The organism is Brevibacterium litoralis (assembly GCF_040212315.1).
GTDB classification, from domain to species: domain Bacteria; phylum Actinomycetota; class Actinomycetes; order Actinomycetales; family Brevibacteriaceae; genus Brevibacterium; species Brevibacterium litoralis.
The window spans coordinates 1-26,350 of the sequence record NZ_JBDIUY010000004.1; the positions used below are offsets into that span (position 1 = coordinate 1).

21 protein-coding genes are annotated in these 26,350 nt (G+C 69.4%); 14 read left to right on the forward strand and 7 right to left on the reverse strand.

The genetic code is table 11. The features are described from left to right. From yidD to AAD496_RS00505, 6 genes are all read left to right on the forward strand, one after another. On the forward strand, positions 1 to 219 hold a 219-nt coding region (gene yidD, locus AAD496_RS00480), incomplete at its 5' end, for a membrane protein insertion efficiency factor YidD (protein WP_349826660.1). A 91-nt stretch (positions 220 to 310) separates the two neighbouring features. Continuing rightward, entirely contained in the window at positions 311 to 1,297 is a 987-nt protein-coding gene (yidC, locus tag AAD496_RS00485) for a membrane protein insertase YidC (protein ID WP_349826661.1), read from the forward strand. Positions 1,298 to 1,310: 13 nt separating this feature from the next. Beyond that, positions 1,311 to 1,871 carry a Jag family protein gene (locus AAD496_RS00490; protein ID WP_349826662.1) on the forward strand — a complete coding sequence of 187 codons (561 nt, stop codon included), beginning with the start codon at positions 1,311 to 1,313 and terminating at the stop codon, positions 1,869 to 1,871. Beyond that, the gene (gene rsmG / locus AAD496_RS00495) at positions 1,871 to 2,521 is read left to right on the forward strand and encodes a 16S rRNA (guanine(527)-N(7))-methyltransferase RsmG (protein ID WP_349826663.1); all 651 of its coding nucleotides are present in this window, start codon (positions 1,871 to 1,873) and stop codon (positions 2,519 to 2,521) included. The genes AAD496_RS00490 and rsmG overlap by 1 nt, the downstream gene beginning before the upstream one ends. 270 nt (positions 2,522 to 2,791) lie before the next feature. Continuing rightward, the gene (locus tag AAD496_RS00500; RefSeq protein ID WP_349826664.1) at positions 2,792 to 3,688 is read left to right on the forward strand and encodes a ParA family protein; all 897 of its coding nucleotides are present in this window, start codon (positions 2,792 to 2,794) and stop codon (positions 3,686 to 3,688) included. Further along, entirely contained in the window at positions 3,681 to 4,916 is a 1,236-nt protein-coding gene (locus tag AAD496_RS00505) for a ParB/RepB/Spo0J family partition protein (protein WP_433913710.1), read from the forward strand. The genes AAD496_RS00500 and AAD496_RS00505 overlap by 8 nt, the downstream gene beginning before the upstream one ends. Before the next feature lie 237 nt (positions 4,917 to 5,153). On the opposite strand, the gene AAD496_RS00510 is transcribed toward AAD496_RS00505, so the two are convergent. The 7 genes from AAD496_RS00510 to AAD496_RS00540 all read right to left on the reverse strand — a co-directional run bounded on the left by AAD496_RS00510 (position 5,154) and on the right by AAD496_RS00540 (position 14,927). Beyond that, positions 5,154 to 6,290, reverse strand: a complete 1,137-nt coding sequence (locus AAD496_RS00510; protein WP_349826666.1) for an N-acetylmuramoyl-L-alanine amidase — start codon at positions 6,288 to 6,290, stop codon at positions 5,154 to 5,156. 94 nt (positions 6,291 to 6,384) lie between these two features. Beyond that, a complete protein-coding gene (gene trxA, locus AAD496_RS00515) occupies positions 6,385 to 6,705 on the reverse strand; it encodes a thioredoxin (RefSeq protein WP_349826667.1) in 321 nt (106 codons plus the stop codon). Positions 6,706 to 6,747: 42 nt separating this feature from the next. Next, entirely contained in the window at positions 6,748 to 7,710 is a 963-nt protein-coding gene (gene trxB / locus AAD496_RS00520) for a thioredoxin-disulfide reductase (RefSeq protein WP_349826668.1), read from the reverse strand. Positions 7,711 to 7,858: 148 nt separating this feature from the next. Then, the gene (locus tag AAD496_RS00525; protein WP_349826669.1) at positions 7,859 to 10,267 is read right to left on the reverse strand and encodes a protein kinase family protein; all 2,409 of its coding nucleotides are present in this window, start codon (positions 10,265 to 10,267) and stop codon (positions 7,859 to 7,861) included. 64 nt (positions 10,268 to 10,331) lie between these two features. Continuing rightward, entirely contained in the window at positions 10,332 to 11,960 is a 1,629-nt protein-coding gene (gene murJ, locus AAD496_RS00530) for a murein biosynthesis integral membrane protein MurJ (RefSeq protein ID WP_349826670.1), read from the reverse strand. Continuing rightward, positions 11,961 to 14,432 carry a DUF6049 family protein gene (locus tag AAD496_RS00535; RefSeq protein WP_349826671.1) on the reverse strand — a complete coding sequence of 824 codons (2,472 nt, stop codon included), beginning with the start codon at positions 14,430 to 14,432 and terminating at the stop codon, positions 11,961 to 11,963. Between the two features lie 6 nt (positions 14,433 to 14,438). Beyond that, positions 14,439 to 14,927 carry an NUDIX hydrolase gene (locus AAD496_RS00540; protein WP_349826672.1) on the reverse strand — a complete coding sequence of 163 codons (489 nt, stop codon included), beginning with the start codon at positions 14,925 to 14,927 and terminating at the stop codon, positions 14,439 to 14,441. Positions 14,928 to 15,091: 164 nt separating this feature from the next. On the opposite strand from AAD496_RS00540, the gene AAD496_RS00545 reads away from it, so the two are divergent. The 8 genes from AAD496_RS00545 to AAD496_RS00580 all read left to right on the forward strand — a co-directional run bounded on the left by AAD496_RS00545 (position 15,092) and on the right by AAD496_RS00580 (position 26,321). Next, complete coding sequence (locus tag AAD496_RS00545; RefSeq protein WP_433913711.1) at positions 15,092 to 16,621, forward strand: CCA tRNA nucleotidyltransferase; 1,530 nt, start codon at positions 15,092 to 15,094, stop codon at positions 16,619 to 16,621. Positions 16,622 to 16,800: 179 nt separating this feature from the next. Then, positions 16,801 to 17,115, forward strand: a complete 315-nt coding sequence (locus AAD496_RS00550; RefSeq protein ID WP_349826674.1) for a 2Fe-2S iron-sulfur cluster-binding protein — start codon at positions 16,801 to 16,803, stop codon at positions 17,113 to 17,115. A 92-nt stretch (positions 17,116 to 17,207) separates the two neighbouring features. Continuing rightward, positions 17,208 to 18,626, forward strand: a complete 1,419-nt coding sequence (locus AAD496_RS00555) for a cytochrome P450 (protein WP_349826675.1) — start codon at positions 17,208 to 17,210, stop codon at positions 18,624 to 18,626. A 10-nt stretch (positions 18,627 to 18,636) separates the two neighbouring features. Next, complete coding sequence (locus tag AAD496_RS00560) at positions 18,637 to 19,971, forward strand: NAD(P)/FAD-dependent oxidoreductase (protein ID WP_349826676.1); 1,335 nt, start codon at positions 18,637 to 18,639, stop codon at positions 19,969 to 19,971. Further along, on the forward strand, positions 19,968 to 20,111 hold the full coding sequence (locus tag AAD496_RS00565; protein WP_349826677.1) for a DUF1059 domain-containing protein: 144 nt from the start codon (positions 19,968 to 19,970) through the stop codon (positions 20,109 to 20,111). Before AAD496_RS00560 ends, AAD496_RS00565 begins: the two co-directional genes overlap by 4 nt. Positions 20,112 to 20,125: 14 nt before the next feature. Then, on the forward strand, positions 20,126 to 21,547 hold the full coding sequence (locus AAD496_RS00570) for an MFS transporter (RefSeq protein WP_349826678.1): 1,422 nt from the start codon (positions 20,126 to 20,128) through the stop codon (positions 21,545 to 21,547). Between the two features lie 144 nt (positions 21,548 to 21,691). Next, positions 21,692 to 23,428, forward strand: coding sequence for an AMP-binding protein (locus AAD496_RS00575; protein ID WP_349826679.1), 1,737 nt, complete (start codon positions 21,692 to 21,694; stop codon positions 23,426 to 23,428). A 427-nt stretch (positions 23,429 to 23,855) separates the two neighbouring features. Continuing rightward, positions 23,856 to 26,321, forward strand: coding sequence for a transglycosylase domain-containing protein (locus AAD496_RS00580; RefSeq protein ID WP_349826680.1), 2,466 nt, complete (start codon positions 23,856 to 23,858; stop codon positions 26,319 to 26,321). Positions 26,322 to 26,350 lie beyond the last annotated feature (29 nt).

The window sequence follows — 26,350 nt, forward strand, 5'->3', positions numbered from 1 at the left end:
ATCGTCTCGCCCCTGTACGGCGAGGTGTGCCGGTACTACCCCAGTTGCTCGAAGTACGCACTCGACGCCTTCGAGGTCACCGGGGCGGTGCGCGGCGCCGCGCTCACCGTCTGGCGGTTGCTGCGCTGCAATCCTTTCTCACCGGGCGGGGTCGACCACGTCCCCGGCTCGGTGATGGCCAGGCGTTCCGAAGCACTGCGGGCCCACCGTGGCGCGTGAGGCCGGGGCCCGCCGGGCTGGCAGAATGGACTCACAACACATCACGACCGATCGGACCCGTGTGCGGGACCGATCGACGAGGAGAAACTGAATGGGCTTCATCGACACGATTCTCATGCCACTGCAGTGGGTGGTGGCATGGATCCTGGCGATCTTCCACAACGTCTTCAGCACGCTCGGCATGGATCCGGCCGGCGGCTGGACCTGGGTGCTCGCGATCGCCGGACTCACCGTCGTGGTCCGTGCCGTGCTCATCCCGCTGACGGTCTACCAGATCAAGTCGCAGCGGAAGATGCAGCTGATCCAGCCGGAGATCCAGCGTCTCCAGGCGAAGTACAAGGGCAAGACCGACCAGTTCTCCCGTCAGGCCATGGCCGAGGAACAGCAGGCCCTGTTCAAGAAGGCGGGCACCAACCCCTTCGCATCCTGCCTGCCCCTGCTCGTGCAGATGCCCATCTTCTTCTCCCTGTACCGGGTGATCTTCCACCTGCCGACGATCGCCGAGGGGACCCAGGCGCCCATCGGTGGCGTCACCCAGCAGTTGGCGCAGCAGGCCGAGGCGGCCTCGATCTTCGGTGTGTCCTTCGCCGACACCTTCCTGTCCTCCGGTGGCTTCACCGAGGGCTGGGACGTCAAGGTGCTCACCGGCATCATGATCATCGCGATGGGCACCATGCAGTTCTTCGCCCAGCGCATGATGATGTCGAAGAACATGTCCGAAGCGGCCATGAACAACCCGTTCATGCAGCAGCAGAAGATGCTGCTGTACGTGATGCCGGTGGTCTTCGCCGTCGGTGGTGTCTACTTCCCCGTCGGCGTGCTCGTCTACTGGGTCGTGTCCAACGCGTGGACCGTCGGTCAGCAGTGGGTCGTCATCCGTAACATGCCGGCCCCCGGGTCCCAGGCCGAGAAGGAGCTCATGGAGCGGCGCGCCCGGAAGGGCAAGGCGCCGCTGCCCGGCGCCAAGCCGATCGAGATGACGGAGCCCGAGGCGGGGACCGGCAGTGGCACGTCCAAGGGCGGACAGCGTCAGCAGCCGGTGGGCAAGAACCGCCAGAAGAAAAAGAAGAAGAAGTAAGAGGACTGTGCGTATGAGCGACAACGGTGTGACAGAGGACGTCGACCCGACGCAGGAGACCTCCGGGACGGAAGCGGACACGCAGGACACGACGGCGCGTCCGTCGCGGGCCGCGCTCCTCGAGGAGGAGGGCGACATCGCGGCGGACTATCTGGAGGAGCTCCTCGACCTGGCGGACATCGACGGCGACATCGACATCGACGTCGTCGACGGCCGGGCACAGGTGGCCGTCGTGTGCGAGGACGAGGACTCCAACCTGGGGACACTCGTGGGCCGCGACGGCGCGGTGCTCAGCTCCCTGCAGGAGCTCACGCGGTTGGCCGTCCAGGCGCGGACGGGCCAGCGGTCGTGGCTGGTCCTCGACGTGGACGGTTTCCGTGACCGCCGGAAGGACGACCTGCGCGAGACCGCCCGGAAGGCGATCGAGAAGGTGCAGGAGACGGGGGAGCGGTACGAGTTCCGTCCCATGAATGCCTTCGAACGCAAGGTCGTGCACGACCAGGTCGCGAAGGCCGGGCTCACCTCGGAATCCGAGGGAGAGGGTGACCACCGCCGCGTGGTCATCGTGCCGTGATGAGCGACGCGGTGGAGGGCTTCGAGGAGCTCGAGGCGGAACCGGCCTACGCGGCCGAGCTCTTCGGCGACCGGATCGAGAAGGCCCGCGCCTACGTGCACCACCTGGCGACGACGGGCGTGGAACGCGGTCTCATCGGACCGCGGGAACTGCCCCGCCTGTGGACCCGTCACGTGCTCAACTGTGGTGTCGTCGGTGCCCTCGTGGAGCCGGGTGACACCGTCGGCGACATCGGATCCGGCGCCGGTCTGCCGGGCATCCCGTTGGCCCTCGCGCAGCCGGATGCCCGCTACGTCCTCGTCGAACCGATGGAACGCCGGGTCGAGTGGCTCACCGAGGTCGTCGACGACCTGGGTCTGCAGAACGTGCGGATCGTGCGGGCCCGGGTGGAGGAACTGGTCGACATCGAGATGTTCACAGTGGCGACGGCCCGCGCGGTCAAGAGCCTGGCGGTCCTCGTCGAGTGGGTCGCACCGGTCCTCGGACCGGAGGGACGGCTGCTCGCGCTCAAGGGCGCCTCGGTCGATCAGGAGATCCTGAAGGCCAAGAAGGTCGTGAAGAAGAACCGGATGACCACGCCGATCGTGCACGCGCTCGGCGAGGGACACCTCGAGGTCCCCACCCGTGTGGCGGAGGTCCGCCGGAAGTGAGGCCGGGGATGGCACAGTCCGTCCCGTAAGTGGTAATTAGGACTAATAAAGACGCGCCGGCACAGGTTCGATGACAGAGTCCAGGTGATGTTCCACGTGGAACATCACCTGGACTCTGTCGATCTCGTGGGTTCCGAAGGATCGCTCCCCTGGGGTCTGTCGGCGTCGAGCGTTTCACGTGGAACGAACCGCGTGGTGTTTCACGTGGAACTGCCTACGGGCGTAGAATTCAGCGAAGGCCGAAATCCCCTCGAGGACGGAGAGTGTTTGATGTCGAGTGTGGACGAATCGACTCCGCTGGGAGCCCAGATCGCCCGGGACAGCGAACGGGCACGGCGTCTGGCGACGGTGGAGTTCGCTCGTCCGGCACGGACACGGATCTTCACCGTGGCCAACCAGAAGGGTGGGGTCGGCAAGACAACCTCCGCGGTGAACATCGCTGCAGCCTTGGCCAAGCAGGACCTCAATGTCCTCGTCATCGACATCGATCCCCAGGGGAACGCGAGTACCGCGCTCGGTGTCGAGCACTCGACGGACGTCAACAGTGTCTACGAGGTCCTCATCGACGAGGTCGAGATGAGTGAGGCCGTCGTCCCCTCCCCGGACTTCGAGACCCTGTGGTGCCTGCCCGCCACGATCAATCTCGCCGGCGCCGAGATCGAGCTCGTCTCGATGGTCGCTCGGGAGCAACGTCTCACGCGTGCCCTCCAGAAATACCTGCAGCAACGGAAGGATGCCGGCTCGCCGATCGACTACGTCGTCATCGACTGCCCGCCAAGCCTGGGTCTGCTCACCGTGAACGCCTTCGTCGCAGCACGCGAGGTCCTCATCCCCATCCAGTGCGAGTACTACGCGCTCGAGGGGCTGAGTCAGTTGTGGAACAGCATCCAGCAGATCAAGAAGCATCTGAATCCGTCCCTCGACATCTCGACGATCCTGCTCACGATGTTCGACGGACGTACGAATCTGAGTGCGCAGGTGGCCGAGGACGTGCGAGCTCACTTCCCACGACAGGTGCTCAGGGCCGCAATCCCGCGGTCCGTCCGGATCTCGGAGGCGCCTTCCTATGGGCAGACCGTGATCTCCTATGAACCCAATTCGTCCGGCGCGCTCTCCTATCGGGAAGCTGCGGAGGAAATCGCACACCGAGGAGCGAACAATGGCTGAGAAGAAGCGAGGTCTTGGAAAAGGTTTGGGTGCATTGATTCCTGATGTGGTGACCGAGGAGCGTCCCGTCGACGTCTTCTTCCCCGCGAAGCCGGGTTCGGTCGATCCCTTCGACGCGGATGACGACGTTTCACGTGAAACGGATCACGCCAAGAAGGTGAATGATCCGGCCGAGGGGTTCCGCCGTGCGCGGACCGGCCGGACGAGCAAAGGCCGGACGCCGAGCGCGCGTACGACGTCCTCGGAAGCCTCCGCGGCAGACGCCCCACAGACAAAGAAGGGGGACGGCACGCCTGCGAAGAAGACGGCTCGCCCCCGGACGGCAGCCGACGTGACCCTCGCAGCCGTGTCCAAGGCCGGTGCCCGCGCGGCGAAGCCTGCCGACGACCCGAACGAGGACTCCACCGATGACCTCATGAAGGTCCCCGGGACGGCCTTCGGTCTCCTGCGTCTGGACGACATCCGCCCGAACCCGCGCCAGCCCCGTACGGTCTTCGAGGAGGAGAAGCTCGACGAGCTCGTCACCTCGATCCAGCAGGTCGGTGTCCTGCAGCCGGTGGTCGTCCGCGTCGTCGATCCCGCCGCACCGCAGTACGAACTCATCATGGGTGAGCGTCGCTTCCGCGCGTCGAAGGAGGCCGGGCTCACGGAGATCCCCGCGATCATCCGCGAGGTCCCGGAGACGGACCTGCTGCGCGACGCGCTCCTGGAGAATCTGCACCGCGCCGATCTCAACCCGCTCGAAGAGGCGGCCGCCTACCAGCAGCTGCTCGACGACTTCCAGTGCACCCAGGAGGAACTCTCCCAGCGGATCGGCCGGTCGCGTCCGCAGATCTCGAACACCCTGCGGCTCATGAAGCTGCCGGCACTCGTGCAGCGCCGTGTGGCAGCCGGTGTCCTCTCACAGGGGCATGCCCGGGCGATCCTCGGTCTCGACGACGCCGCGGAGATGGAGAGCCTGGCGCAACGGGTGGTCGCCGAAGGACTGTCCGTGCGTGCGACCGAGGAAGCGGTGGTCCTCGCGAACCAGGGCCCCAAGCGTCCCCGGACGCGAGCCTCTCGCGCGGTGAGCCCCGTGATGGAGACCTTCGCCAGCCGTATGGGTGATCGCCTCGAGACGAAGGTGGACATCAGCATGGGGAAGAAGAAGGGCAAGATCAGCGTCGAGTTCGCCGGCGAGGACGATCTGGCCCGCATCATGGAGCTTTTCGGTCTCGACGGGGAGTGACACGCTCGGCCGGTTCACGCCCCTGATTCCGGCCTGACCAGGCACGACAGGGGCGGCACCTCCATTCCGGAGGTGCCGCCCCTGTCATGTCCGCACTGGATGGCGTGAGTTTTCACACCTGTGCACAATTCTGTGGAGAACGTCCACATCTGTGGACGAGGACCTGTGGAAAAGTCCTCGGCTGCGCCTCTGTCTCCTCAGCTGCTCCGCTCTGTCGTCAGCTGCTTCGCAGTACTATCAGCTGCTGCGCAGTGCCGCGAGGTCGAGGGTGCCCGTGGGTGGGTCCTGCTCCTCGGTGAAGTACAGCCGCTGGAGGGACACCGCGATCCCGTAGGCGATCCCGTCGCGCACGGCCGGGTCGGACAGCAGTGCGCGGTCGCGGTCGTTCGTCAGGTACCCGGCGAGCACGTGGACCTTGGGCGCACGGAGGACGCGCAGGGAGTGCCAGGTCCGCGAATGCGTGCGGCAGTCCAGGAACCCGGTCCGCGACAGGATCTCCCGCTGGACGAGCTCGGCCAGTTGCTCACCCATCGGCGAGTTGATGCGGCGGTCCCCGGCGAAGCCGAAGTGGTAGGTCGACAGACCGTTGGCCCGCGGCGATTCCGAGGCGTCCTGGTTGATGGTGATGACGGCACTGGCTCCGAGCTCGTCGCCCAGGCGGGGCTGCCCGTGCGAACCCGTGAGCAGGATGGGGGAGGCACCCAGAGCCGCCAGACGCCCTTCCACCCGGCGGGCGATGTCCCCGGAGAAGTCCGCCTCGAGAGCGCGGAGTTCGTCCGTGTACGGGGCGTTGGGGAAGTCCTGGGCGGAGGTGCCGGCCTCGATGACGAACACGCGGCCGACGAGCGAGGGACCGGAGGCCGTCACCCGGGCCTTCTCCTGGAGGGCGAACAGGTTGCCGTCCTCGTTGCCACGGGAGACGGCCTGGAGGCCACGCAGCGTCGTGGGACCGGCGATCCCGTCGGGGTTCACGCCGATGCCCTTCTGGGCCTCACGGACCGCGGCATCGGTGTGGGTACCGAACTCGTAGTCGATCCGGCGGGTGTAGATCCCCAGTCCGCTCAGCAGCTTCTGCAGCTGGGCGACGTCGTCACCGACCATGGCCCGGACCGGGTCGTACCGGAGGACACGGTCACCCAGCCGGTGGCGCGCGAGCTCGATCTGCGCGAAGGTCTCGGGCCCCAGGATGCCGTTGCAGAGCAGACCGCGTTCCTGCTGGAAGTGCCGGATCGCGGCGGTGAACTGCTCGTCGAACTCCTCGGAGCCCGGGTCCCCGACCTGCAGTCCCAGTCGGGCCAGTTGGGCCTTCACCGCCGGGAGGACGTCGCTGGAGTCGCCGCGGGAGAATGTCGGGTACACAGGATTGGGATTCATGGAACTCTCGGATCATGGCGGACGGAGGGGCGACACGCGAGGCGTCCGTCGATCACTCGACAGACGCCTCGCGGGTGGTGCGACTGCCGGTGACTCAGGCGACGAAGTCCGCCAGTTCCTGCAGGAGGGCCGGCTTGGGCCGGGCGCCGATGATGGTCTTGGCGACCTCACCGTCCTTGAAGACGTAGAGCGCGGGGATGGAGGTGATGCCGTACTTCGAGGCGGTCTCCATGTTCTCGTCGGTGTTGATCTTCACGACCTCGAGGCTCTCGGCGTGCTCGGCGCCGATCTCGTCGACGATCGGCGAGACCATGCGGCAGGGACCGCACCAGGGCGCCCAGAAGTCGACGAGGACGGGCTTGTCGGATTCCAGGACGTCCGCGGAGAACGTCGCGTCGGTGACTTCCTTGGTCATGTGTACTCCTCGCTGGGGGTTCGGGGTCCGGGCGATCGCCGCTCAGGCTACGCCAGCAGTCTGAGAGGTCTCGGAGGCCGCGCGGGCGGCCAGGTAGTGCTCGGCGTCGAGGGCGGCCACGCAGCCGGACCCGGCGGCCGTGACGGCCTGGCGGTAGGTCGGGTCGATGACGTCGCCGGCGGCGAACACGCCCTCGACACCGGTCTTCGAGGTCCGGCCCTCGACGGCCAGGTAGCCGTCCTCCCGGAGGGTGAGGGTGTCCTTGACCAGGTCGGTCCGCGGGTCGGATCCGATGGCCACGAACATGCCGGTGACGGGCAGCTGCGAGGTCTCGCCGGTGACGGTGTTGCGGATGGTGAGCCCGGTGAGGGAGTCCTCCCCGTGGATCTCGGCGACCTCGGAGTCGAGCAGGAACTCCAGCTTGGGGTCGGCCTTCGCCCGGTCCTGCATGGCCTGGGAGGCGCGCAGCTCCTGGCGCCGGTGGACGAGTGTGACCTTCGAGGCGAAACGGGTGAGGAAGGTCGCCTCCTCGAGAGCCGAGTCACCGCCACCGATGACCGCGATCTCCTGGTCGCGGAAGAAGAAACCGTCGCAGGTCGCGCACCAGCTCACGCCGTGTCCGGAGAGTTCCTTCTCGTTCGGCAGACCGAGCTCGCGGTAGGCGGAGCCGGTCGAGAGGATGACGGCCTCGGCGGTGTACTCGGCGCCGAGAGCCGTGGTGATGCCGTGGGCGCCCGGCTCCGTGCGCAGCTCGGTGACGTCGTCGTAGACGATCTCGGCACCGAACTTCTCCGCCTGTGCCCGCATGTTCTCCATGAGCTGCGGACCCATGACACCCTCCGGGAAGCCCGGGAAGTTCTCGACGTCGGTGGTGTTCATGAGTTCGCCACCGGCGGTGACGGACCCGGCGATGACGACGGGTTCCAGTCCCGCGCGTGCCGCGTAGACGGCGGCGGTGTAGCCGGCCGGGCCGGATCCGATGATGACGATCTTCTTGTCGGTCATGTGAGAGCTCTGCTTCCCTTGCGCACGTCGTGGGCCCCGTCCCGGCGGGACCTCGGTCTGGTGTCGGTGGTTCGGATGTGGAGAGTGGGTCGGTGGTCGTGGGGCGCGCACCCGGTGACAACCGGGGCGCTCACGGGTTTATTCCTCGTCAGTCGTCCGTGGAGTCGGACCCCGCGGAGATCTCCTCCATCTCGGTCACCCCGATCGGACGGATCTCACTCACGCGGGACACGTAGCCCTGGCCGTCCGGTGGCAACTTGGTGAACCACACGAACAGGTACTCGCCGGTCACGGGTTCGTCGAAGGCGATGGTGCCGCGGTCGTCGGGCAGTTCACCGGTGGCGACCACCTCGGCGTCCTCGACCTCGGGGGAGTCGCTCATGCGGATCTCCAGCTCTCCACCGGGCGTCCCGGACACGAGTTCGACACCCGCGACGGTCGACTCCGGGGACTCGAGGGTGACCCCGATGCCCAGGCCCTTCTTGAGATACCCGAAGACGGAGGAGTTGTAGCGCTCCGACTGCCAGGCGCCCTTGACCCCGGGCATGACCTTGTCGATGTCCTCGGGGTTCTCGGAGCCGTCGCCCTCGGGGTCGAGGTCCTCGGCTGCGACGACGACCGGGTCGACGTAGGTGGGCGTCGGGGTCGGCGTGGGCGTCGGCGTGGCCTCCGCGGTCTCCGGAGCAGGTTCCGCGGAGGTCGGCTCCTCGGCGACCGGGACGGGCTCCTCACCGCGCGGGCGTGCGATCCCCCAGACGACGAGCGCGACGACCAGCACGGCGGCGAGCAGGCCGATGAGGAGGACGAGCGGCTTCCGGGAGCGCTCCCGGTCCTCCCGGGTCCCCGCGGGCGCGGACGTCGCCGTCCCGTCGGCAGCAGCGGCCGACACCGGCGTGGGCCGGTCGTCCCCGGTCCCCGCGTTCGAGGCGCCCGCCGCTGAAGCCGCCAGTGCCGCGCGTTCGGCGGCCCGGCGCTGGAGTTCGCGTTCGCGTTCGAACTCGGCCTGCTGGGCGGCCAGTCGTTCCTCGTCGGTGGTGAACATCCCGCCCATGAACCAGGAGTCGTCGCCCTGGCCGGTGGACGGTCGGGTGCCGGGGACCGTGCCGCCGGCCGCGGCGGAACCGGGTGCAGGACCTGCAGCCGGGAGGACACCGGGAGCGGGCTCGCTCGGCGGCGTGGGACGGTCGGGGGACCCCGCGTCGAGGTCGTCGGAGGAGTCGAGGTCCTCGGCGGTGACGACGGGTAGGGCCACGGTGTCGACGGCCGCGGTGTCCTCCACCCGCTCGTCGTCGAGCTCCTCGTCCGCCGGGTCCTCGATCTCGGACCGGTCCATGATCGGCGCGGTGAGGTTGGGGTCCGTCTCCTGCCGGGAGTACCGGGCGTACTCGGCCCGGGCGGTCTCCGGGTCCCATTCCTCGGCGTCCTCGGCCGCGGCGTCGAGCCGGTCGGCGGGGATGGGGAAGGCGGAGGCGGCCCGCATGCGCATGAGGTCGTCGAACTGTTCGGGCGCCTCGTCGGCGCGGCCCGCGGCCTGTCCGTGGGTGCCGGGGCGGACGAAGCCGATCCGGCGCAGGGCGCGCTGCAACTGGTCCTGCGTGGCCCGGTCACCGGCGGTGTCGGTGTCGGCGGCGGGGGTGCCGGGCAGGACGGTCCGGGTGGGGCTCACGGGGTCCGAGGGGGCGGCTCCGGTGAGGACGGGCCCGGTGTCGCCGGGGAACAACCGGTCGTCGCTCGGGGCGTCCTCCCGGACGAGGCCCACGAGGGTCGCGGTGTCCCAGTCCCCCAGGTACCGCACGATCTCCGAGGCGCCGCGGGGTCCGGACTCGGTGCCGGTGACGACACCGGAGACGAACTCCTCGAGGCGGCGGGGCACACCGGTGGTGATCGCGGAGACGGGTTCGAACCGGGCGTTGTGCTTGGGGGCCAGCGGTAGGCCGGCGCGGGAGGAATCCCCGGGCCAGTGGGCGGTGAGGGCGGCGTAGAGGACGTCGACGACGGCCAGCGCGTCGGCGTGCTCGGCGTCCTTCGTGCTCATGGAGTCGAGGTCGAGGCCGTAGGGACCGGCGGCGACGGCGGCGTCGATACCGAGACCGTGGACGACCACCTCGCCCTCGGAGGTGAGCCCGATCGACTCCGGTCCGAGGCACAAATGGTGGAGACCGCGGCGCGAGGCGTGGGTGAGGGCGGTGGCGACCTCACCGGCCAGGGCCCGCGCCGACTCGGCGGGCAGCGGTCCCTCGCGGAGCAGTTCGGTGAGCGAGGTGGTGCCCGTGCGGGCGCACACGACGAAGTCGAGGTCCGCGGTCGACCCGACGTCCCGGATGGCCGGGATGCGGGGGTCCGTGAGGAGGGCGCTGCGACGGCCGACGTCGAGGAGGTCGCCCGAGGCGTCCGTGTGCGCGGCGTAGAGGACGACGGGGGCGTCGAGGATGGCGTCGATCGCGAGGATGACGACGCCGACGTCGGGATGGTCCGCCAGCCAGGGGCGCAGCACTCCGGAGACGACGTACCGATCGGCGACGACCGTGCCGGCTTCGACTTCGATCAGGGGGACCACCTCCAGCTGTCGTACACAACGCACTCCTACCGGGGCCGAGTCTACCCGCGAAGAGGAAGGCGGATCAGCGACCGACCTTCGTGCGGACGGCGTCGACGATCATCCGGATCTCGCGCACCCGCATGAGCCAGCACATGCCGAGGTAGACGGCGAGCATGACGGGTCCGATCCACGCGACCATGAGGAAGGCACTCCCCTTGTCGTCCCAGGCGCCGGGGCCCACGAGGATGCGCAGGACCACTCCGACGAGCAGGGCGAGGACGCCGGCGACCAGGTACTTCACGTGGGCCCGGACGGCCTGGCCGAGCCCGAAGTTCCCGATCCGCCGGAGCACGAACACGCAGCTGAGCAGCATCGCGAGCAGGTATCCGGCGCTCATGGCCAGACCGATGTACGCGACGACGACGCGGTCGGGCATGGTTCCGGCCCACAGGACACCGAGCGTGGTGAGCACCACCTGGGGCAGCTGGATCCAGAAGGGCGTGCGGGCGTCCTCGTAGGCGTAGAACACCCGCTGCAACAGGTAGTTGGCACTGAAGGGGACGAGTCCGAGGACCATGAAGGTGAGGACGTTCGACATCACCTCGGCCTCGTTCTGGTGCCGGGTGGTGATGACCATGGCCAGGGGTCCGTCGAGCGCCATGATCGTGACGGTCGCGAAGACCGTGCACATGCCGACGGTGCGCAGACCGAGCGAGGTCGAGGCACGGACCGCCGCGAGGTCACCGTTCGCCGCGTCCTGGCTCAGCGAGGTGAAGAGGGCCGTGACGAGGGAGACCGCGACGATCGAGTGCGGCAGCATGAAGACGAGGTAGGCGAAGGTGTAGGCGGCGTTCGAGGGCAGGGGGTCCACCTCGGTGCCGGCGGGCACGGAGGCCGCCACCCGCGAGATCACGACGAAGCCCGCCTGCCCGACGAGGAGTGCGGCGAAGGTCCAGGACGCGACCTTCCCGGCGGTCCCCAGACCGACCCCGCGGAAACCGAAGGCGGGGCGGTAGCGGAATCCCCCGGCCCGCAGGGGCCACAGCAGGACGAGCGCCTGGCACACGACGCCGAGCGTCGCGGAGCCGGCGAGGATCCCGATCTTCGTGGGGTCCCAGGTGCCGACGGCGTGCTGGCCGGAGTCACCGGGACCGAAGATCCAGATGAAGGCGAGCAGCCCGAGGATCGCGACGACGTTGTTGAGGACGGGGGCCCACATGTAGGGGCCGAAGGACCGGCGGGCGTTGAGCACCTGCCCGAGGAGCGTGTAGAGGCCGTAGAAGAAGATCTGCGGCAGGCAGATGTAGGCGAAGGCGACGGCCAGCGCCACCTGTTCGTCGCTCCACGACCCGCTGGAGTACAGCCGCACGATGTACGGCGCCAGGAGCGTCGCGAGGACGGTGAACAGGGCGATGAGAGCCATCGCGAGCGTGAGCAGCCGGTTGACGAACCGGTGGCCGCCGTCGTCGTGCTTCATGGCTCGGACGATCTGGGGCACGAGCACCGCGTTGAGCACACCGCCGGCGAGCAGCATGTAGAGGTTGTTCGGCACCTTGTTCGCGATGTCGAAGGCGTTCGCCGCCCCACCCACGGACACACCGATCGCGATCGCCAGGAGCATCGCCTTGGCGAAGCCGAGCACCCGCGAGACGAGGGTGCCGGCCGACATGAGCGCCGAGGACCGGGCCAGGGACGACAGGGTGGGGGCCATTCAGTTCTCCTCCGCGCGGGCGACGGCCGCGTCGAGCTGGTTCTGCGGGATGGTGCGCCGACCCTTGCGGATCGAGACGACGACACCGGCGACGAAGACGATGACGAGGAGGGAACCGACGACGGCGGTCCCGATGTTCTCCCACTCCGCGCGGACGCGCACGAGCAGGTCCGTCGACTCCGGCAGTGCGGTGTCGGCGTCCGTGAGCAGTTCGACCCGCGTCGCGACGTTGCCGTTGGCCACGCCGCTCACGGGCACCTCGAACCGGTACGAGGACCCGGCGGGGACGACGGCCGCGGGGGACACAGTGGTCTGCAGACCGGGGGTCTCGGCCGCGATCCGCACCCGCAGGCGGGCGTCGGCCCCGGTCGTGTTCTGCACGATCACGGGGATGGTGATCTCCTCACCGGTGACGAGCAGGACGTCGGACCCCTGCTCCGGGGCGATCCCGGACCGGGTCGCGTCGACGACGGCGGCCGCCTCGTCGGTGCAGTCGGTGACGAGTCCCGGCCGGGTCGCATCGAGCGCGGTGTCGAGGATCGCCACCGAGGTGCACGTCAGGAGCATGTGGTCGGTGACGGTGAGGAACGACTCCGGGTCGACGTAGGCCGCGGAGAACTCCGCGGCCCGGGACCGCACGGCGTCCGTACCGGCCAGCAGGTCGGTCACGGCCGTCCCCCGGGTCGGGTCGACGACGAGCGGGGACCGGGCGACCGGCTGACCCTCGGTGAGTCCCGCGAGGTCGAGGCCCTCGACCCACGGGGTGTCCTCGAACGCACCGGCGACGGCGGCCGCGGTCCGGGCCGTGTCCGCGGTGGTCGCCCGCGGATGGGTGACGAGGAGTTCGCGGGAGTCGTAGGGCCTCTCGAGGGTGATGGCCGCGGTCTCCGCGAGGAACTCCCCGGCCACGACGGCCGGGTCCGTGTCCGTCCGGGCGAGCGTGTCGGTGAGCCCCTGGTCCGCGACGAGCGCCGTGGCGGTCGTCGTCTCCGGACGTTCCTCGAAGGCCTCGGTCGTGCCCCCGGACACGAAGGACAGGGAGGACAGGGCGTTCGTCGTGTAGCCGGTGAGGCTGGGTTTCTGGGCGTCGGTGAGGAGGAAGGTGTCGGCTCCGGTGGCGGTCCGGTCCTCCATGCTCTCGATCGTCGCGGTGCCGTCGGCCGGCCACGCCACGTCGGTCCGGGCCTCCGGGAAGACCTGTGCGACGAGGTCCGTCCCGTCCTCGGCCCGCTCGGCCGTGGGCCCGAGTCCCGCGGCCCGCAGGAGGGAGGGGTCCGTGTCGGCCCAGGGCAGGGCGAGGACGGTCCGGTCCTGTCCGACCGCGACGAAGTCCTGGTACCAGGCCCGCAGTCGTGGGTGGGGGTCCTCCGCGGCCGTGGGGGTGGGCAGGTCGGTCGCCTGCTCGGGGTCCCCGGTCACCGACGGTCCGGGGAGGGGTTCCGCGGTCCCGCCCGCCGTGGCGCCCTCGCCGTCCTCCTCGTCCTCCGGCGTCGTGCGGTCCGCGGGCTCGGTCTCCCCGGTGTCCCCGTCCGCGGGGTCGTCGGGTCCCGTGGTCTCCGCGTCCGCGGGGTCCTCGGCGGACGGAGCCCCGTCCTCCTCGAGCACGCGGGTGACGGAGGCGAGCAGTCGTGGGTCGACGGCCAGGGCGGTGTCGGGGTCGGACTCGGCCACCTCGAACAGGTGGGTGAGTTCCCCCTCGGGGCCCGTGGCCTCCTCGAGGCGGTCGGCGGGGACGAGACCGGTGGGGTCCCCACCGGCGAGCACGACGGGCAGCACGAAGGTCAGACGTGTGGGATCGACCGTCGGCTCGGGCCACCACGTGGTGTAGGCGATCCGGTGGGTGGCGACCTGGGTGTCACCCTGCATGCCGGAGAACCGGACGTCGAGTCCGCGGGCCCCCCAGGTCGAGAAGGCGGAACCCCCGGTGAGTCCCAGATCGGCGGCGGGGACGGTGAACTCGACGTCGACCGTCTGCCCGGGGCCGAGGACCTCCGGCAGGTCCGGCACCTCGATGATCGCGTCCGGTCCGTCCGTGGCGGCCACGCCCGCGTCCTCCGGGCCCTCGCCCTCGGTGTCCCCGGATCCCCGGGGGTCGGGCGGATCGGCGGTGTCGGCCAGGCGGACGGCCGCGGTGGTGTCCGCCTTCCAGTCCTCGATCGCGCGGCGATCGGTGAGCCGGTCGGCGGACAGGGTGAGGGCCATCCGGGGATCGGTGACGTCCGTGTCGGACGGGTTGGTGAGAGTCCCGGAGACGGTGAGGGTGTCCTCGGGGCCGACCCAGGGACTCACCGTGTCGAGGGTGAGGACAGGGGAGTCGGGAGTGGCGGGCGCCTCGGCGGAGGAGGTGACCTCGGTGCCCGCGGCGGGTGTGACGGGGGAGGCGGTGAGGCAACCGAACGTGAGCGCGGCGAGCACGGCGGGGCCGGCCACGAGACGGGACAGGCGGGTGGACGGGGAGCGGGACTCACGCACGTCAGGTCATCCCCGGTGACGTTCGAGGGCCGGCCGCGCGGCGGCGACGATCCGACGCTCGTTCGCGAAGGACAGACGGGTGCCCAGCTCCTCGAAGGGGACCCAGGCGGCGTCGACCGCCTCGTGGTCGGGGTCGTTCTCGACGGTGAGCTCCCCGCCGACGGCCCGCAGGAGGAAGTGGTGCACGACCTTGTGCACCCGGCGGCCGGACACGGAGAACCAGTAGTCGACGCTGCCGAGCGGATCGAGGACCTCGCCGAGAACACCGGTCTCCTCGGCGACCTCCCGGCGGGCGGCCTGCGCGGCGGTCTCGGTGCCCTCGAGGTGCCCCTTGGGCAAGCACCACTCGAGGCGGCCGGCGCGGTTGACGCGGGCGATGACGGCGGTGTCCAGGGCCGGTGACGCGAGGTCGACCACGATGCCACCGGCGGAGGTCTCCTCCACGACACGGTGGCGCACCGGGGACGGGCCCGGTTTCGGGAGCGGTCTGGACATGGCGACAACTCTATCGGTCGGCCTTGCACGAATTCTGGACGTGGGCGGCGGCACGGGTGGGTACCGGCACGGGCGGAAGCTTGCGTCGGTGGTCCCCATCGGACACGCGTACCCTTGTGGGGTCCGGTCCGACGTGCCCACTCGGACATGCTCACCACTCGGACATGATCACAAGGAGAAGCGTGTTCCTCGCCGCAGCCCATGCCCGCCTGGCCGACGTCCTCGCCCGGCTCGACGACGTCCTCGGACCCCTGGGTCGGCGGTTCGCCGCCGCCGGGTTCGAACTGGCCCTCGTGGGAGGGTCCGTCCGGGACGCTCTGCTGGGCCGGGACATGCCGGACCTCGACTTCACGACCGACGCCCGTCCCGACGACATCGAGCGACTGGTGGCCGACTGGGCCGACACCCACTGGGACATCGGCCGGGAGTTCGGCACGATCGGGATGCTCAAGCGCGGGTACCAGATCGAGATCACGACCTATCGCGCCGAGGCCTACGACCCGGACTCGCGCAAGCCCGTGGTCGCCTTCGGGGACGACCTGGACGAGGACCTGGTCCGCCGCGACTTCACCATCGGGGCGATGGCCGTCCGACTGCCGTCCGGCACCTTCGTCGATCCCTTCGGGGGTCTGCGCGATCTCGAGGCCGGACTCATCCGGACGCCCGGGTCCGCGGTCTCCAGCTTCTCCGACGACCCACTGCGCATGATGCGGGCCGCCCGGTTCGCCTCCCAGCTGGGATTCACCATCGACGACGAGGCACGGCAGGCCATGACGGACATGGCCGACCGGATCGGGATCATCTCCGCCGAACGGGTGCGCGACGAGATGGTGAAGTTGATCTGCGGGAGGGCCCCGCGGGCCGGCGTCGAGGCGCTCGTCGACACCGGACTGGCCGACCACGTGCTCCCGGAGGTCTCCGCGCTGCGCCTGGAACGCGACGAACACCACCGGCACAAGGACATCTACCAGCACTCCCTCACCGTGCTCGACCAGGCGGTGGAGCTGGAGGCGGTCTACGCCGAACGGACCGCCGCGGCTGCTGCCGCGGGGGACGCGGAGGACGCGTCCGAGGACCCGCAGGTGATCGCGGTGCCCGACTTCGTCGTGCGGTTCGCCGCGCTCATGCACGACGTGGGCAAGCCCGCCACGCGCCGGTTCGAGGACAACGGGGCGGTGACCTTCCACCAGCACGACCTGGTCGGCGCGCGGCAGACCTCCAAACGGATGCGCGCGCTGCGGTTCGACAAGGAGACGACGAAGAAGGTGGCGCGCCTGGTCGAGCTGCACCTGCGGTTCTACGGCTACGGCGACGCCGGGTGGACGGACTCCGCGGTCCGCCGGTACATCACGGACGCCGGTCCCCTGCTCAGCCGCCTCCACGTGCTCACCCGGTCCGACGTGACGACCCGCAACAAGCGGAAGGCCGGCCGGCTGGCGCGCAACTACGACGATCTCGAGGCGCGGATCACCGCCCTGCAGGAGAAGGAGGAGCTCGACGCGATCCGCCCCGACCTCGACGGGCGGCGGATCATGGAGATCCTCGACATCCGCCCCGGACCGGTGGTCGGCCGGGCGTACAAGCACATGCTGGAGATCCGGCTCGACCGCGGAGCACTGCCCGAGGACCAGGCGATCGCCGAGCTCATGGCCTGGTGGGAGCAGCAGCCGGAGGCGTCCTCCGAGGCTGAGTAGAACGCCGCCCGAACCCCGGCACCCCACCACTGCTCAGGGCTGAAACAGCGGTCGCATGAAGGTGCATGTGACTTTTCGTAACGGTAAACCCTTGATTCCCTCCGTGATCGTGACTATGTTCCATGGGAACGGACACGAGCCCCATCCCCCGACGACGTGGGATGTGAGAGGAGCGAGCGATGGTCAACGTCACCTTCGTGGCGCATGACGGAACCGAGTACCCGGCCGAGGCCGAGGTCGGCTGGCCGCTCATGGAGGTCGCGGTGAACGAGGCGGTCCCCGGGATCTACGGGGACTGCGGCGGACAGGCGCAGTGCGCCACCTGCCACGTCCACGTGCCACCCGAGTGGAAGGCCCGGACCGGCGAGCGGACCGCGGCCGAGGACGCCATGCTCGCCAACGCCTACGAGGTCACCGAGAACAGCCGGTTGGCCTGTCAGATCGAGGTGCGCGAGGACCTGGAGGGCCTGCGGGTCGACGTCGTCGACGAATGACGCACCCCGAGCACCCCACCCCCACTGTGCTCCACACCGCCCGCACCCCACCACAACCGAACACCGAACGCCATGCGAAGGACAACGACGTCATGACCATCACCGTTCCCACCCCGAGCACCGGGCTCACCGCCGAGCAGGCGGCCGCCCGGGAATCCGTCTACTCCACCCCTCTCGACCGGCTGGACCCCGGTGACCCCGCCGGGTTCTCCCGGCAGGAGATGTGGTGGAAGTTCGAACGCCTGCGTGCCGAGTCCCCCGTCCACTACACGGCGGAGGAACACACCGAACAGGGCCCCTACTGGTCGCTCACCAAGTGGGACGACATCATGGCCGCGGACACCGACCACGAGACCTTCTCCGCCCAGGCGGGCATCGTCCTGCGCAAGCCGCCGGAGGGGGAGATCGAGACCGACATCGACTACAAGGCCTCGGCACTCACCGGTGAACTCGGGGCAGGCCCCGGGCAGGGCGCCTCGACCGCGGGGACGGCGGAGGCCGCAGAAGCAGCCGAGGCCGCCCGGGTCCGTGAACGGAACACCATCCGGTCCTTGCTGAGCATGGACCCGCCCGAGCACGAGGTGCACCGCAGCGCCGTCGTCGACGGGGTGTCCCCGGCGAACCTGCGGTCGATGGAGCCGCTCATCCGGGAGCGCGCCGGAGCGATCCTCGACGCCCTGCCGATCGGCGAGGAGTTCGACTTCGTCGAGCACGTCTCCCGGGACCTCACCGCCATGACGCTCGCCACCCTCTTCGACTTCCCGCAGGAGGAGCGGAAGAAGCTCACGCACTGGTCCGACGTCATGACCTCGGTGCCGGGCCCCGACTCGATCGTGAAGACGCAGGAGGAGTTCGACGCGCAGGTCCAGGAGTTCTTCCAGGTCTTCGCCGGCATGTTCCAGCAGCGGGCGCAGGAGGAGAAGCGGGTGGACTTCGTGTCCCTGCTCGCCCACAGCCCGCACGCCAAGGACTTCACCTTCGCCGAGCTGCAGGGCGACGGGATCGTCCTCCTCGTCGGCGGCAACGACACGACCCGGAACACGATCTCCGGGTCCGTCTACGCGCTCAACAAGTTCCCCGCCGAGTACGACAAGCTCCGGGCGAATCCCAAGCTCATCCCGTCCATGGTCTCCGAGACGATCCGCTGGCAGACCCCGCTCACCCACATGATGCGGGTGGCGACGCGGGACGTGGAGATCGGTGGCAGGACCATCCGTGCCGGTGACCGCGTGGCGCTCTGGTACGTCTCGGGCAACCGCGACGAGGACAAGATCGAGAACCCCTACGACTACGTCATCGACCGGAAGAACCCGCGTCAGCACCTGTCCTTCGGCTTCGGCATCCACCGCTGCCTGGGCAACCGGCTGGCCGAGCTCCAGCTGCGGATCATCTGGGAAGAGATGCTCGCCCGCTTCCCGCGGATCGAGGTCGTCGGTGAGCCCGCCTTCAGTCACAACAACTTCGTCAAGGGCTACGACTCCATGACGGTCGTCATCCCCGAGAAGAACTGAGTCGGCTCCCATGTCCACCGGTTCCTCTGCACACCGCCCGCCGGGGTCCGTCGTCATCGTCGGGGCCGGCCAGGCCGGCTGGCAGACCGCGGAGTCCCTCCGCCGGGCCAAGTACCAGGGTTCCGTCACGCTGCTCACCGAGGAACCCGGTCTGCCCTATCAACGGCCACCGCTGTCGAAGGGGTACCTGCTCGGTGACGTCGACGCCCGCCGACTGCTGTACCGACAGGAGAAGTGGTACGACACCCAGCGGGTGGACCTCGTCCACTCCCGGGCCGTGTCCGTCGACCGTGCCGCACACACCGTCCGCACGGAGGACGGGACGGTCGTGCCCTACGAACACCTGGTGCTCGCCACCGGTGCCCGCGGCAGGACCCTGCCCGTCGAGGGCGCGGACCTGTCCGGGGTCCACGGCATGCGGACCCGGGAGGACGCGGACGCCCTGGCAGGTCTCCTACGACCCGGTGCCCGCGCCGTCGTCGTGGGTGCCGGGTTCATCGGCCTGGAGTTCGCCGCGGTCGCCGCGGCCCGCGGTGTCGACGTCCACGTCCTGGAGTTCGCCGAGCGCCCCATGTCCCGTGCGCTCACCGCCGCGACCGCCGCACTGTTCCGGCAGGCCCACGAGGAGCGCGGCGTCCGGTTCGACTTCGGGTGTGCCCTCGCCTCGATCGAGGGGGACACGGCGGTGGACGCGGTGACGACCTCGGACGGGCGGAGCCTTCCCGCGGACCTCGTGGTGTACGGGATCGGTGTCGTGCCGAACACGGAACTCGCCCAGAGTTGTGGCCTGGCCGTCGACGACGGGATCCTCGTCGACTCCACCCTCCTCACCGAGGACCCGGACGTGTCGGCCCTCGGGGACGCGGTGCGGTTCCCCTGTGCGGCGGCCCAGGGTGCCCCGACCCGCCTGGAGTCCGTGCAGAACGCGGCGGACCAGGCCCGGCACGTGGCCGCTCGGTTGACGGGAGGGGAGGGTGCTTCGGCGTACACGGCACTCCCCTATACGGCACTGCCGTGGTTCTGGTCCGACCAGGGAGACCTCCACCTGCAGATCGCGGGACTGTCCACCGGGTGTGACCGCGTGGTCGATGTCCCCGGGGTGGGGGAGGACGAGAAGGTCGTCCTGTGCTTCACCGGGGAGCGCCTGGTGGCCGTCGAGACGGTCAACCGGCCGGCCGACCACATGGCGGCCCGGCGTCTGTTGGCCGTCGACGGGGCGCCTCGGACGGCGCTCACCCCGGAGGTCGCGGAGGAACCCGGTTTCGACCTGGTCGCCTGGGAGGCGGCCGTGACCCGGGAGCACCCACAGGCGGAGGCTCCCCGGACGACAGGAGTCCACGCATGACGCTCACGTGTCCGTGCGGAGTGCAGATCGCGGCACCGGACGAGGACGCCCTCGTCGAGGCGACCCGCGCACACCTCGCCGAGGCCCATCCCGGGAGGACCTACACCCGGGACCAGATCCTGTTCTTCGCGGACGAGTAGGGACCGGTCGTGCCATGTCCGCCTCGCCACGGGCGGGGCCCCTGCCCCGGTCCGTCCACATCGGGTACGCCCTCGGGTCGGTGACGCTCGGGGCCTTCGGGACCGTCCCGGGGCTGCTGCTCCTGCCCTATCTCACCGATTCGCTCGGGGTCGCCGCGGGTCTCGCCGGTCTCGTCGTGCTGATCCCCAAGCTCATCGACGTCCTGCTGAGCCCCGTGGCCGGTCGGATCAGTGACCGGACGGTCACCCGGATCGGTCCGCGCAGGCCCTTCGTCCTCGGCGGTGGTTTCGCCTCCGGGATCGCCTTCATGCTCATCTTCGCCGGGGTGTTCCGCACGTCTCCCGCGGCTCCGGCCTGGGTCTTCGTCATGTTCCTGTTCAGCGGGACGGCCTACCTCTTCTACACCGTCGCCTACCTGGCGATGCCCGCGGAGATGACCGACGACGACCGGGACCGGTCCAAGCTTCTGTCCCTCCGGGTCGTCGTCGACGCCGTGGCCATCCTCATCTGCGGGGCGGTGGCACCGCTCATCGCCTATGGACACGCGGACCCGATCGTGGGGTTCCGACTCATGGGGATCGCCATCGGTTCGCTGTTCTTCGTCGGGGCGGTCATCGCCTTCGTCGGGACGGCGAAGGCACCGATCGGTCGGGTGGAGGAGAAGGAACCGACGATCCTCGCGCAGTTGCGGGTGGCGGTGGCCAACCGGCCGTTCATGGTCCTGCTCGCCTGCTTCATCGTCCAGGGTGCCGGGGTCGCGACCCTGCTCGCCTCGGTGAGCTACTTCTCCGGGGAGATCATGCGCTCCCAGATCGCCCCGACCTTCCTCTTCGTCGCCTTCGTCGGCCCGGCCATCGTCTGCATGCCCCTGTGGCGGTGGGTGGGCGAGCGGACGGACGTGAAGCGCGGCTTCGTCATCGTCTCGCTCACCTTCGCCCTCGGGGGATTCCTCATCACGACGGCGGCGCTCCTCGACGCCGCCCACGCCTTCGTCTACGCCGCAGTGGCGATCTGCGGGTGCGGATACGCCGGCCAGCAGGTGTTCACCCTCGCGATGCTCGGCAACTGCATCGCGGTGTCGACCCACCGGACGGGCCGGGCGCAGGGCGGGGTGTTCTCCGGCATGTTCGGGGCGGCGACCATGCTCGGCTCGGCCGTCGGACCCAGCATCTTCGGCCTGTTCCTGGAGGTCTCCGGGTACGTGTCCTCGACGGCCGGCCAGACGGTCGTGCAACCGGGTTCCGCCGCGATCGGGATCGCTCTGGGTGCCGGGGTCGCTCCGGCGGTGCTCATGCTCCTGGGGTCCCTGCTCGTGAAGTGGTACCGGTACGAGAACGCCGGGGTCGTGGAGGAGGAACGCGACGAGGACGTGCGGCGTGACGGGACCACGGACGGCGACGAGGACGAGGAGCGGGACGGAGCCGTGCTGTTGTGAGAATCGTCCGGATATCGGTACACATGGTGGGATGATTCATCCTCCGGTCACGCAGCGCTGATAGCGTTCCCCCACGTCGCCGCCGCGGACCCGGTGGGACACAGGCGTCACCGCCGCGCGGGTCCGCGAAGTGAAGGAGCCCAAGTGAGCACAGCCGCCGAACAGTTCCGCGCAGTCCGTGACCGACTCATCGCGCACCGGACCGATCTGGAGACCGCCCGGGCCGACTTCGAGTGGCCGCGGTTCGAGCACTTCAACTTCGCGCTCGACTGGTTCGACGTGATCGCCGCCGACAACGAAGCGCCGGCCCTGTGGATCGTCGAGGAGGACGGGACCGAGGGGAAGTGGAGCTACCGCGAGCTGTCCGAACGGTCGGACCGGGTGGCGAACATGCTCCGGGCCGCGGGTGTGACACGGGGATCCCGGGTCATGGTGATGCTCGGCAACCAGGTGGAGTTGTGGGAGACCATGCTCGCCGGCATCAAGCTCGGTGCCGTCCTCCTGCCCACGACCACGCAGCTGGGTCCCGTCGACCTGCAGGACCGTGCGGCACGGGGCGAGGCGACCTTCGTCGTCGCCGGGGCCACCGACGCCGCGAAGTTCGACGACGTGACGGTCGACCTGAAACGGATCGTCGTGGGCGGGGAGCCCACGCGCGACGGTGACCTCGCGTACGCCTCGGCGGCGGAGTACGCACCGGGGTTCGAACCCGACGGGCCCACGCCGGCCGACGACCTGCTGCTGCTCTACTTCACCTCGGGGACGACCTCGAAGGCGAAGATGGTGGCGCACACGCACACCAGCTACCCGGTGGGGCACCTCTCCACGATGTACTGGATGGGCATGGAACCCGGCGACGTGCACCTCAACGTCGCCTCGCCTGGCTGGGCCAAGCATGCCTGGTCGAACATCTTCACACCGTGGATCGCAGAGTCCTGCGTCTTCATCTTCAACTACGGCCGGTTCGACGCCGCGGAACTCATGGCGACCATGGACCGCGTGGGCGTCACGAGCTTCTGCGCCCCGCCGACCGTGTGGCGCATGCTCATCCAGGCCGATCTCGACCTCCTGCAGACCCCGCCGCGCAAGGCGCTCGGGGCGGGTGAGCCCCTCAACCCCGAGGTCATCGAACAGGTGGAGAAGCACTGGGGCGTGTCGATCCGTGACGGGTTCGGCCAGACGGAGACCACCCTCCAGGTGGGCAACCCGCCGGGCCTGCCGGTCAAGGCCGGGTCGATGGGCAAGCCGCTGCCCGGCTACTCCGTCGTCCTCCGCGACCCCGCCACCGGCCAGATCGGTGACGAGGGCGAGATCTGCCTCGAGCTCGACCCCCGCCCGGTGGGCCTCACCACCGGCTATTGGGGCGACGAGAAGAAGACCGCCGAGGTGTTCCGCGACGGCGTCTACCACACCGGTGACGTGGCCGGACGGGACGAGGACGGGTACTTCTTCTACATCGGCCGGGCCGACGACGTGTTCAAGGCCAGCGACTACCGGCTCTCGCCCTTCGAACTGGAGAGCGTCCTCATCGAGCACGAGGCGGTCGCCGAGGCCGCCGTCGTCCCCTCCCCGGACCCGGTGCGTCTGGCGGTCCCGAAGGCCTACGTGGTCCTCGGTGCCGGCTGGGAGCCGAGCGCGGAGACCGCCAAGGAGATCCTCGCCTTCTGCCGGGCGAACCTGGCACCCTACAAGCGGATCCGCCGCCTCGAGTTCACCGAGCTGCCGAAGACGATCAGCGGCAAGATCCGCCGCGTGGAACTGCGCAGCCGCGAGGAACTGCTCCACGGCGAGGTGCCCGAGCGGTCGGTCACGGAATCGGCCCACGAGTGGTCGGACTCCGACTTCCCCGAGCTGAAGGAAGCCGCCGGCCTTCCCGACTGAGGGATCCGGCGCTCCACATGAGTTCTCGTCTCCTCGTGGTCGACACCACCGACAACCCCGAGACGTACATGTGCCTGACGGGGTCCGCCGGGCCACGCGCGGGCCGCCCGCGCGATGTTCTCCAACAACCTCGTGGTGAGGTAGTGATAGGTCGCTGAACCGTCGGACCGGAGTGCTGCGAGGTCCCGCTTCCAACCGTACCTGTCGCCTCGGACACGGAAATGTCCCCCGGGTGGACGCGTGCGGGGCGCGGTGGGGCGCCTCGGGAGCGGGTGGAGGAAGGTTTCCGTGGTGGTGTGGCGGGTGACCTTGGTCTCCGAACGTGCCCGGTTCCATTGACTTCCCAATGTTCGGTGCCATCGTAGAACGATGGGCGCCCGTGTGGGTGTCCTGATCCGCTCCCGTCCCCCAGTGCACCGGAGGCTCCGTGTCCGACAAGTCCTCGAAGAGGCCCACGCCCCGCCGGGCCAAGAATCCCGGCTCCGCCCGTGGTGGCTCCCGTGGTTCCGGCAAGCGCGCCGCCGCAGCCGGTACCGGGGCACGGAAGGCGAACTGGATCAACTATCCGCGGGCCAAGGGCAACGCCCTGACCCGCTGGTTCCCGTCCTTCCGGCTCATCGGACTGGCGGTCCTCGTGATCGCCGCCCTCGGCATCGGTGGGTTCGCCTACGGGTACTCGACGACGGAGGTCCCCGAGCCCAACATCGAGGCGACCGGGCAGACCTCGACCGTGTACTGGAACGACGGGGAGACGCGTCTGGGCGAGTTCGCCATCGAGGACCGGCAGTCGGTCGAGGCCGACGAGATCTCGCCGTACATGCTCCAGGCGGCGATCGCCGCCGAGGACCGGAGTTTCTACGAGAACCGCGGGATCTCGATCAAGGGACTCAGCCGCGCCGTGATCGGTGTCGTGACGAACGACTACGCCGGTGGCGGCTCGACGATCACCCAGCAGTACGTGAAGAACATGTACCTCACGAACGAGCGGTCGATCGAGCGCAAGGTGAAGGAGATGTTCATCGCGCTCAAGATCGACCAGGAGATGCAGAAGGACGAGATCCTCTCCGGATATCTCAACACGATCTTCCTGGGCCGACAGAGCTACGGCATCGAGGTCGCCGCACAGAACTACTTCGACAAGGACGCAGCGGACCTCGACCTGGACGAGAGTGTGCTGCTCGCCGCGATCATCCAGCGGCCCGGTGCCGCGGACGCGGCGGCCGAGCCGGAGGCCTACCAGGCGCGCTTCGACTACATCCTCGAGGGCATGGTCGAGATGGGGTACATCACCCAGGAGGAGGCCGACTCCACCGAGATGCCCACCGAGTTCGCCGACGCCGGGGACAACCAGTACGCCGGACAGAACGGCTACCTGCTGGAGACCGTGCGCCAGGAGCTCTCCGCCGAGGGGATCACCGAGGACGAGCTGTACCGCGGTGGTCTGGACATCGTGACGACCTTCGACCAGGAGGACATGGACGCCGCCGTCGAGGCCGTGGAGAACCTGCCGGAGCTCGAGGACGGCATGCACGTGGGCCTCGTGTCGATCGACCCCTCCACGGGCGCGATCAACGCCATGTACGGCGGCAGTGACTACCTGGAGCGGCAGCGGAACAACGCGACCCAGGACACCATGCAGGCCGGGTCGACCTTCAAGCCCTTCACCCTCGTCGCCGGCCTGGAGAACGGCTATCGGCTCACCGACTACTTCACCGGGACAAACGGTACGACCTTTGACAACGACGGGACGCCCTGGCCGGTGCACAACTTCGGCGGGTCGAGCTATGGGTCGGTGTCACTGCTCAAGGCCACACAGAGCTCGATCAACACAGCCTATGCCCAGCTCAACATCGAGGTCGGGCCGGACAAGACCGTCGACGTCGCCACCCGGGCGGGGCTGCCCGAGAACACCAGTGGCCTAGACTCGAATGCTGCGAACACCCTCGGCTCCGCGAGCCCGCGGATCATCGACATGGCCGAGGCGTACTCGACCTTCGCCGCCGAGGGGGTCCACCGCGACCCGCACTCCGTGCAGGAGGTGACCGACGCCGAGGGCACCGTCGTCCACGAGCCGGACACCGAGGGCCAGGAGGTCTTCGACCCGGCGGTCATGGCCGAGACGAGCTATGCACTCAACCATGTGGTGACGAGCGGTTCCGGGTCCTACGCGCTCAACCTCGGCCGCCCGGCCGCCGGCAAGACCGGTACGTCCCAGGACAACAAATCCGCGTGGTTCACCGGCTACACCCCGAACATGGCGGCCGCGGTGTCGATCTACCGTGAGGACGAGGAGGGCAACCCGGTCCCGATCGGCTCCTACGGTGGGCGCTACGAGGTGACCGGTGGCTCCTTCCCGGTCCAGGCGTGGACCGAGTACATGTCCGGAGCCCTGGAGGGCGAGCCGGTCGAGGAGTTCCCCGAGCGTGGCGAACTGCCGGAGGCCGAGAAGCCGGACAACGATTCCGGTATCCCGCAGCAGGCCCCGCCACCCCCGGAGCCGGAGCCGGAGCCCGAGCCCGAGCCCGAGCCCGAGCCCGAGATCACCGAGGAGGAGACGGCCGAACCCGAGGAGACCGAGGCACCGGCCGAGGACGAGACCGCGGAGCCCGAGGTCACCGGCGAGCCCGAGGGCCCGGCCACCGAGGGGCCCGGACAGGGCGAACCCACCCAGGGGACCGGCAACGGCGGGAACGACGGTTCCTCCGACGGCTCCGGCGACGGTTCGGGTGGTGGGACCGGTGACGGTTCCGGCGACGGATCGGGCAGCGGTACCGGCGACGGGGGCGGAGGCTCCGGTGACGGGTCCGGCGGAGGCACCGGTGACGGTGGACCGCAGCCCGACCAGGACCGCACCACCGTCCGCCCGCCGCAGGGTCTGGCCGTGAACTCCTGAACGTCATGACCTGGTGAAACACTCACGCC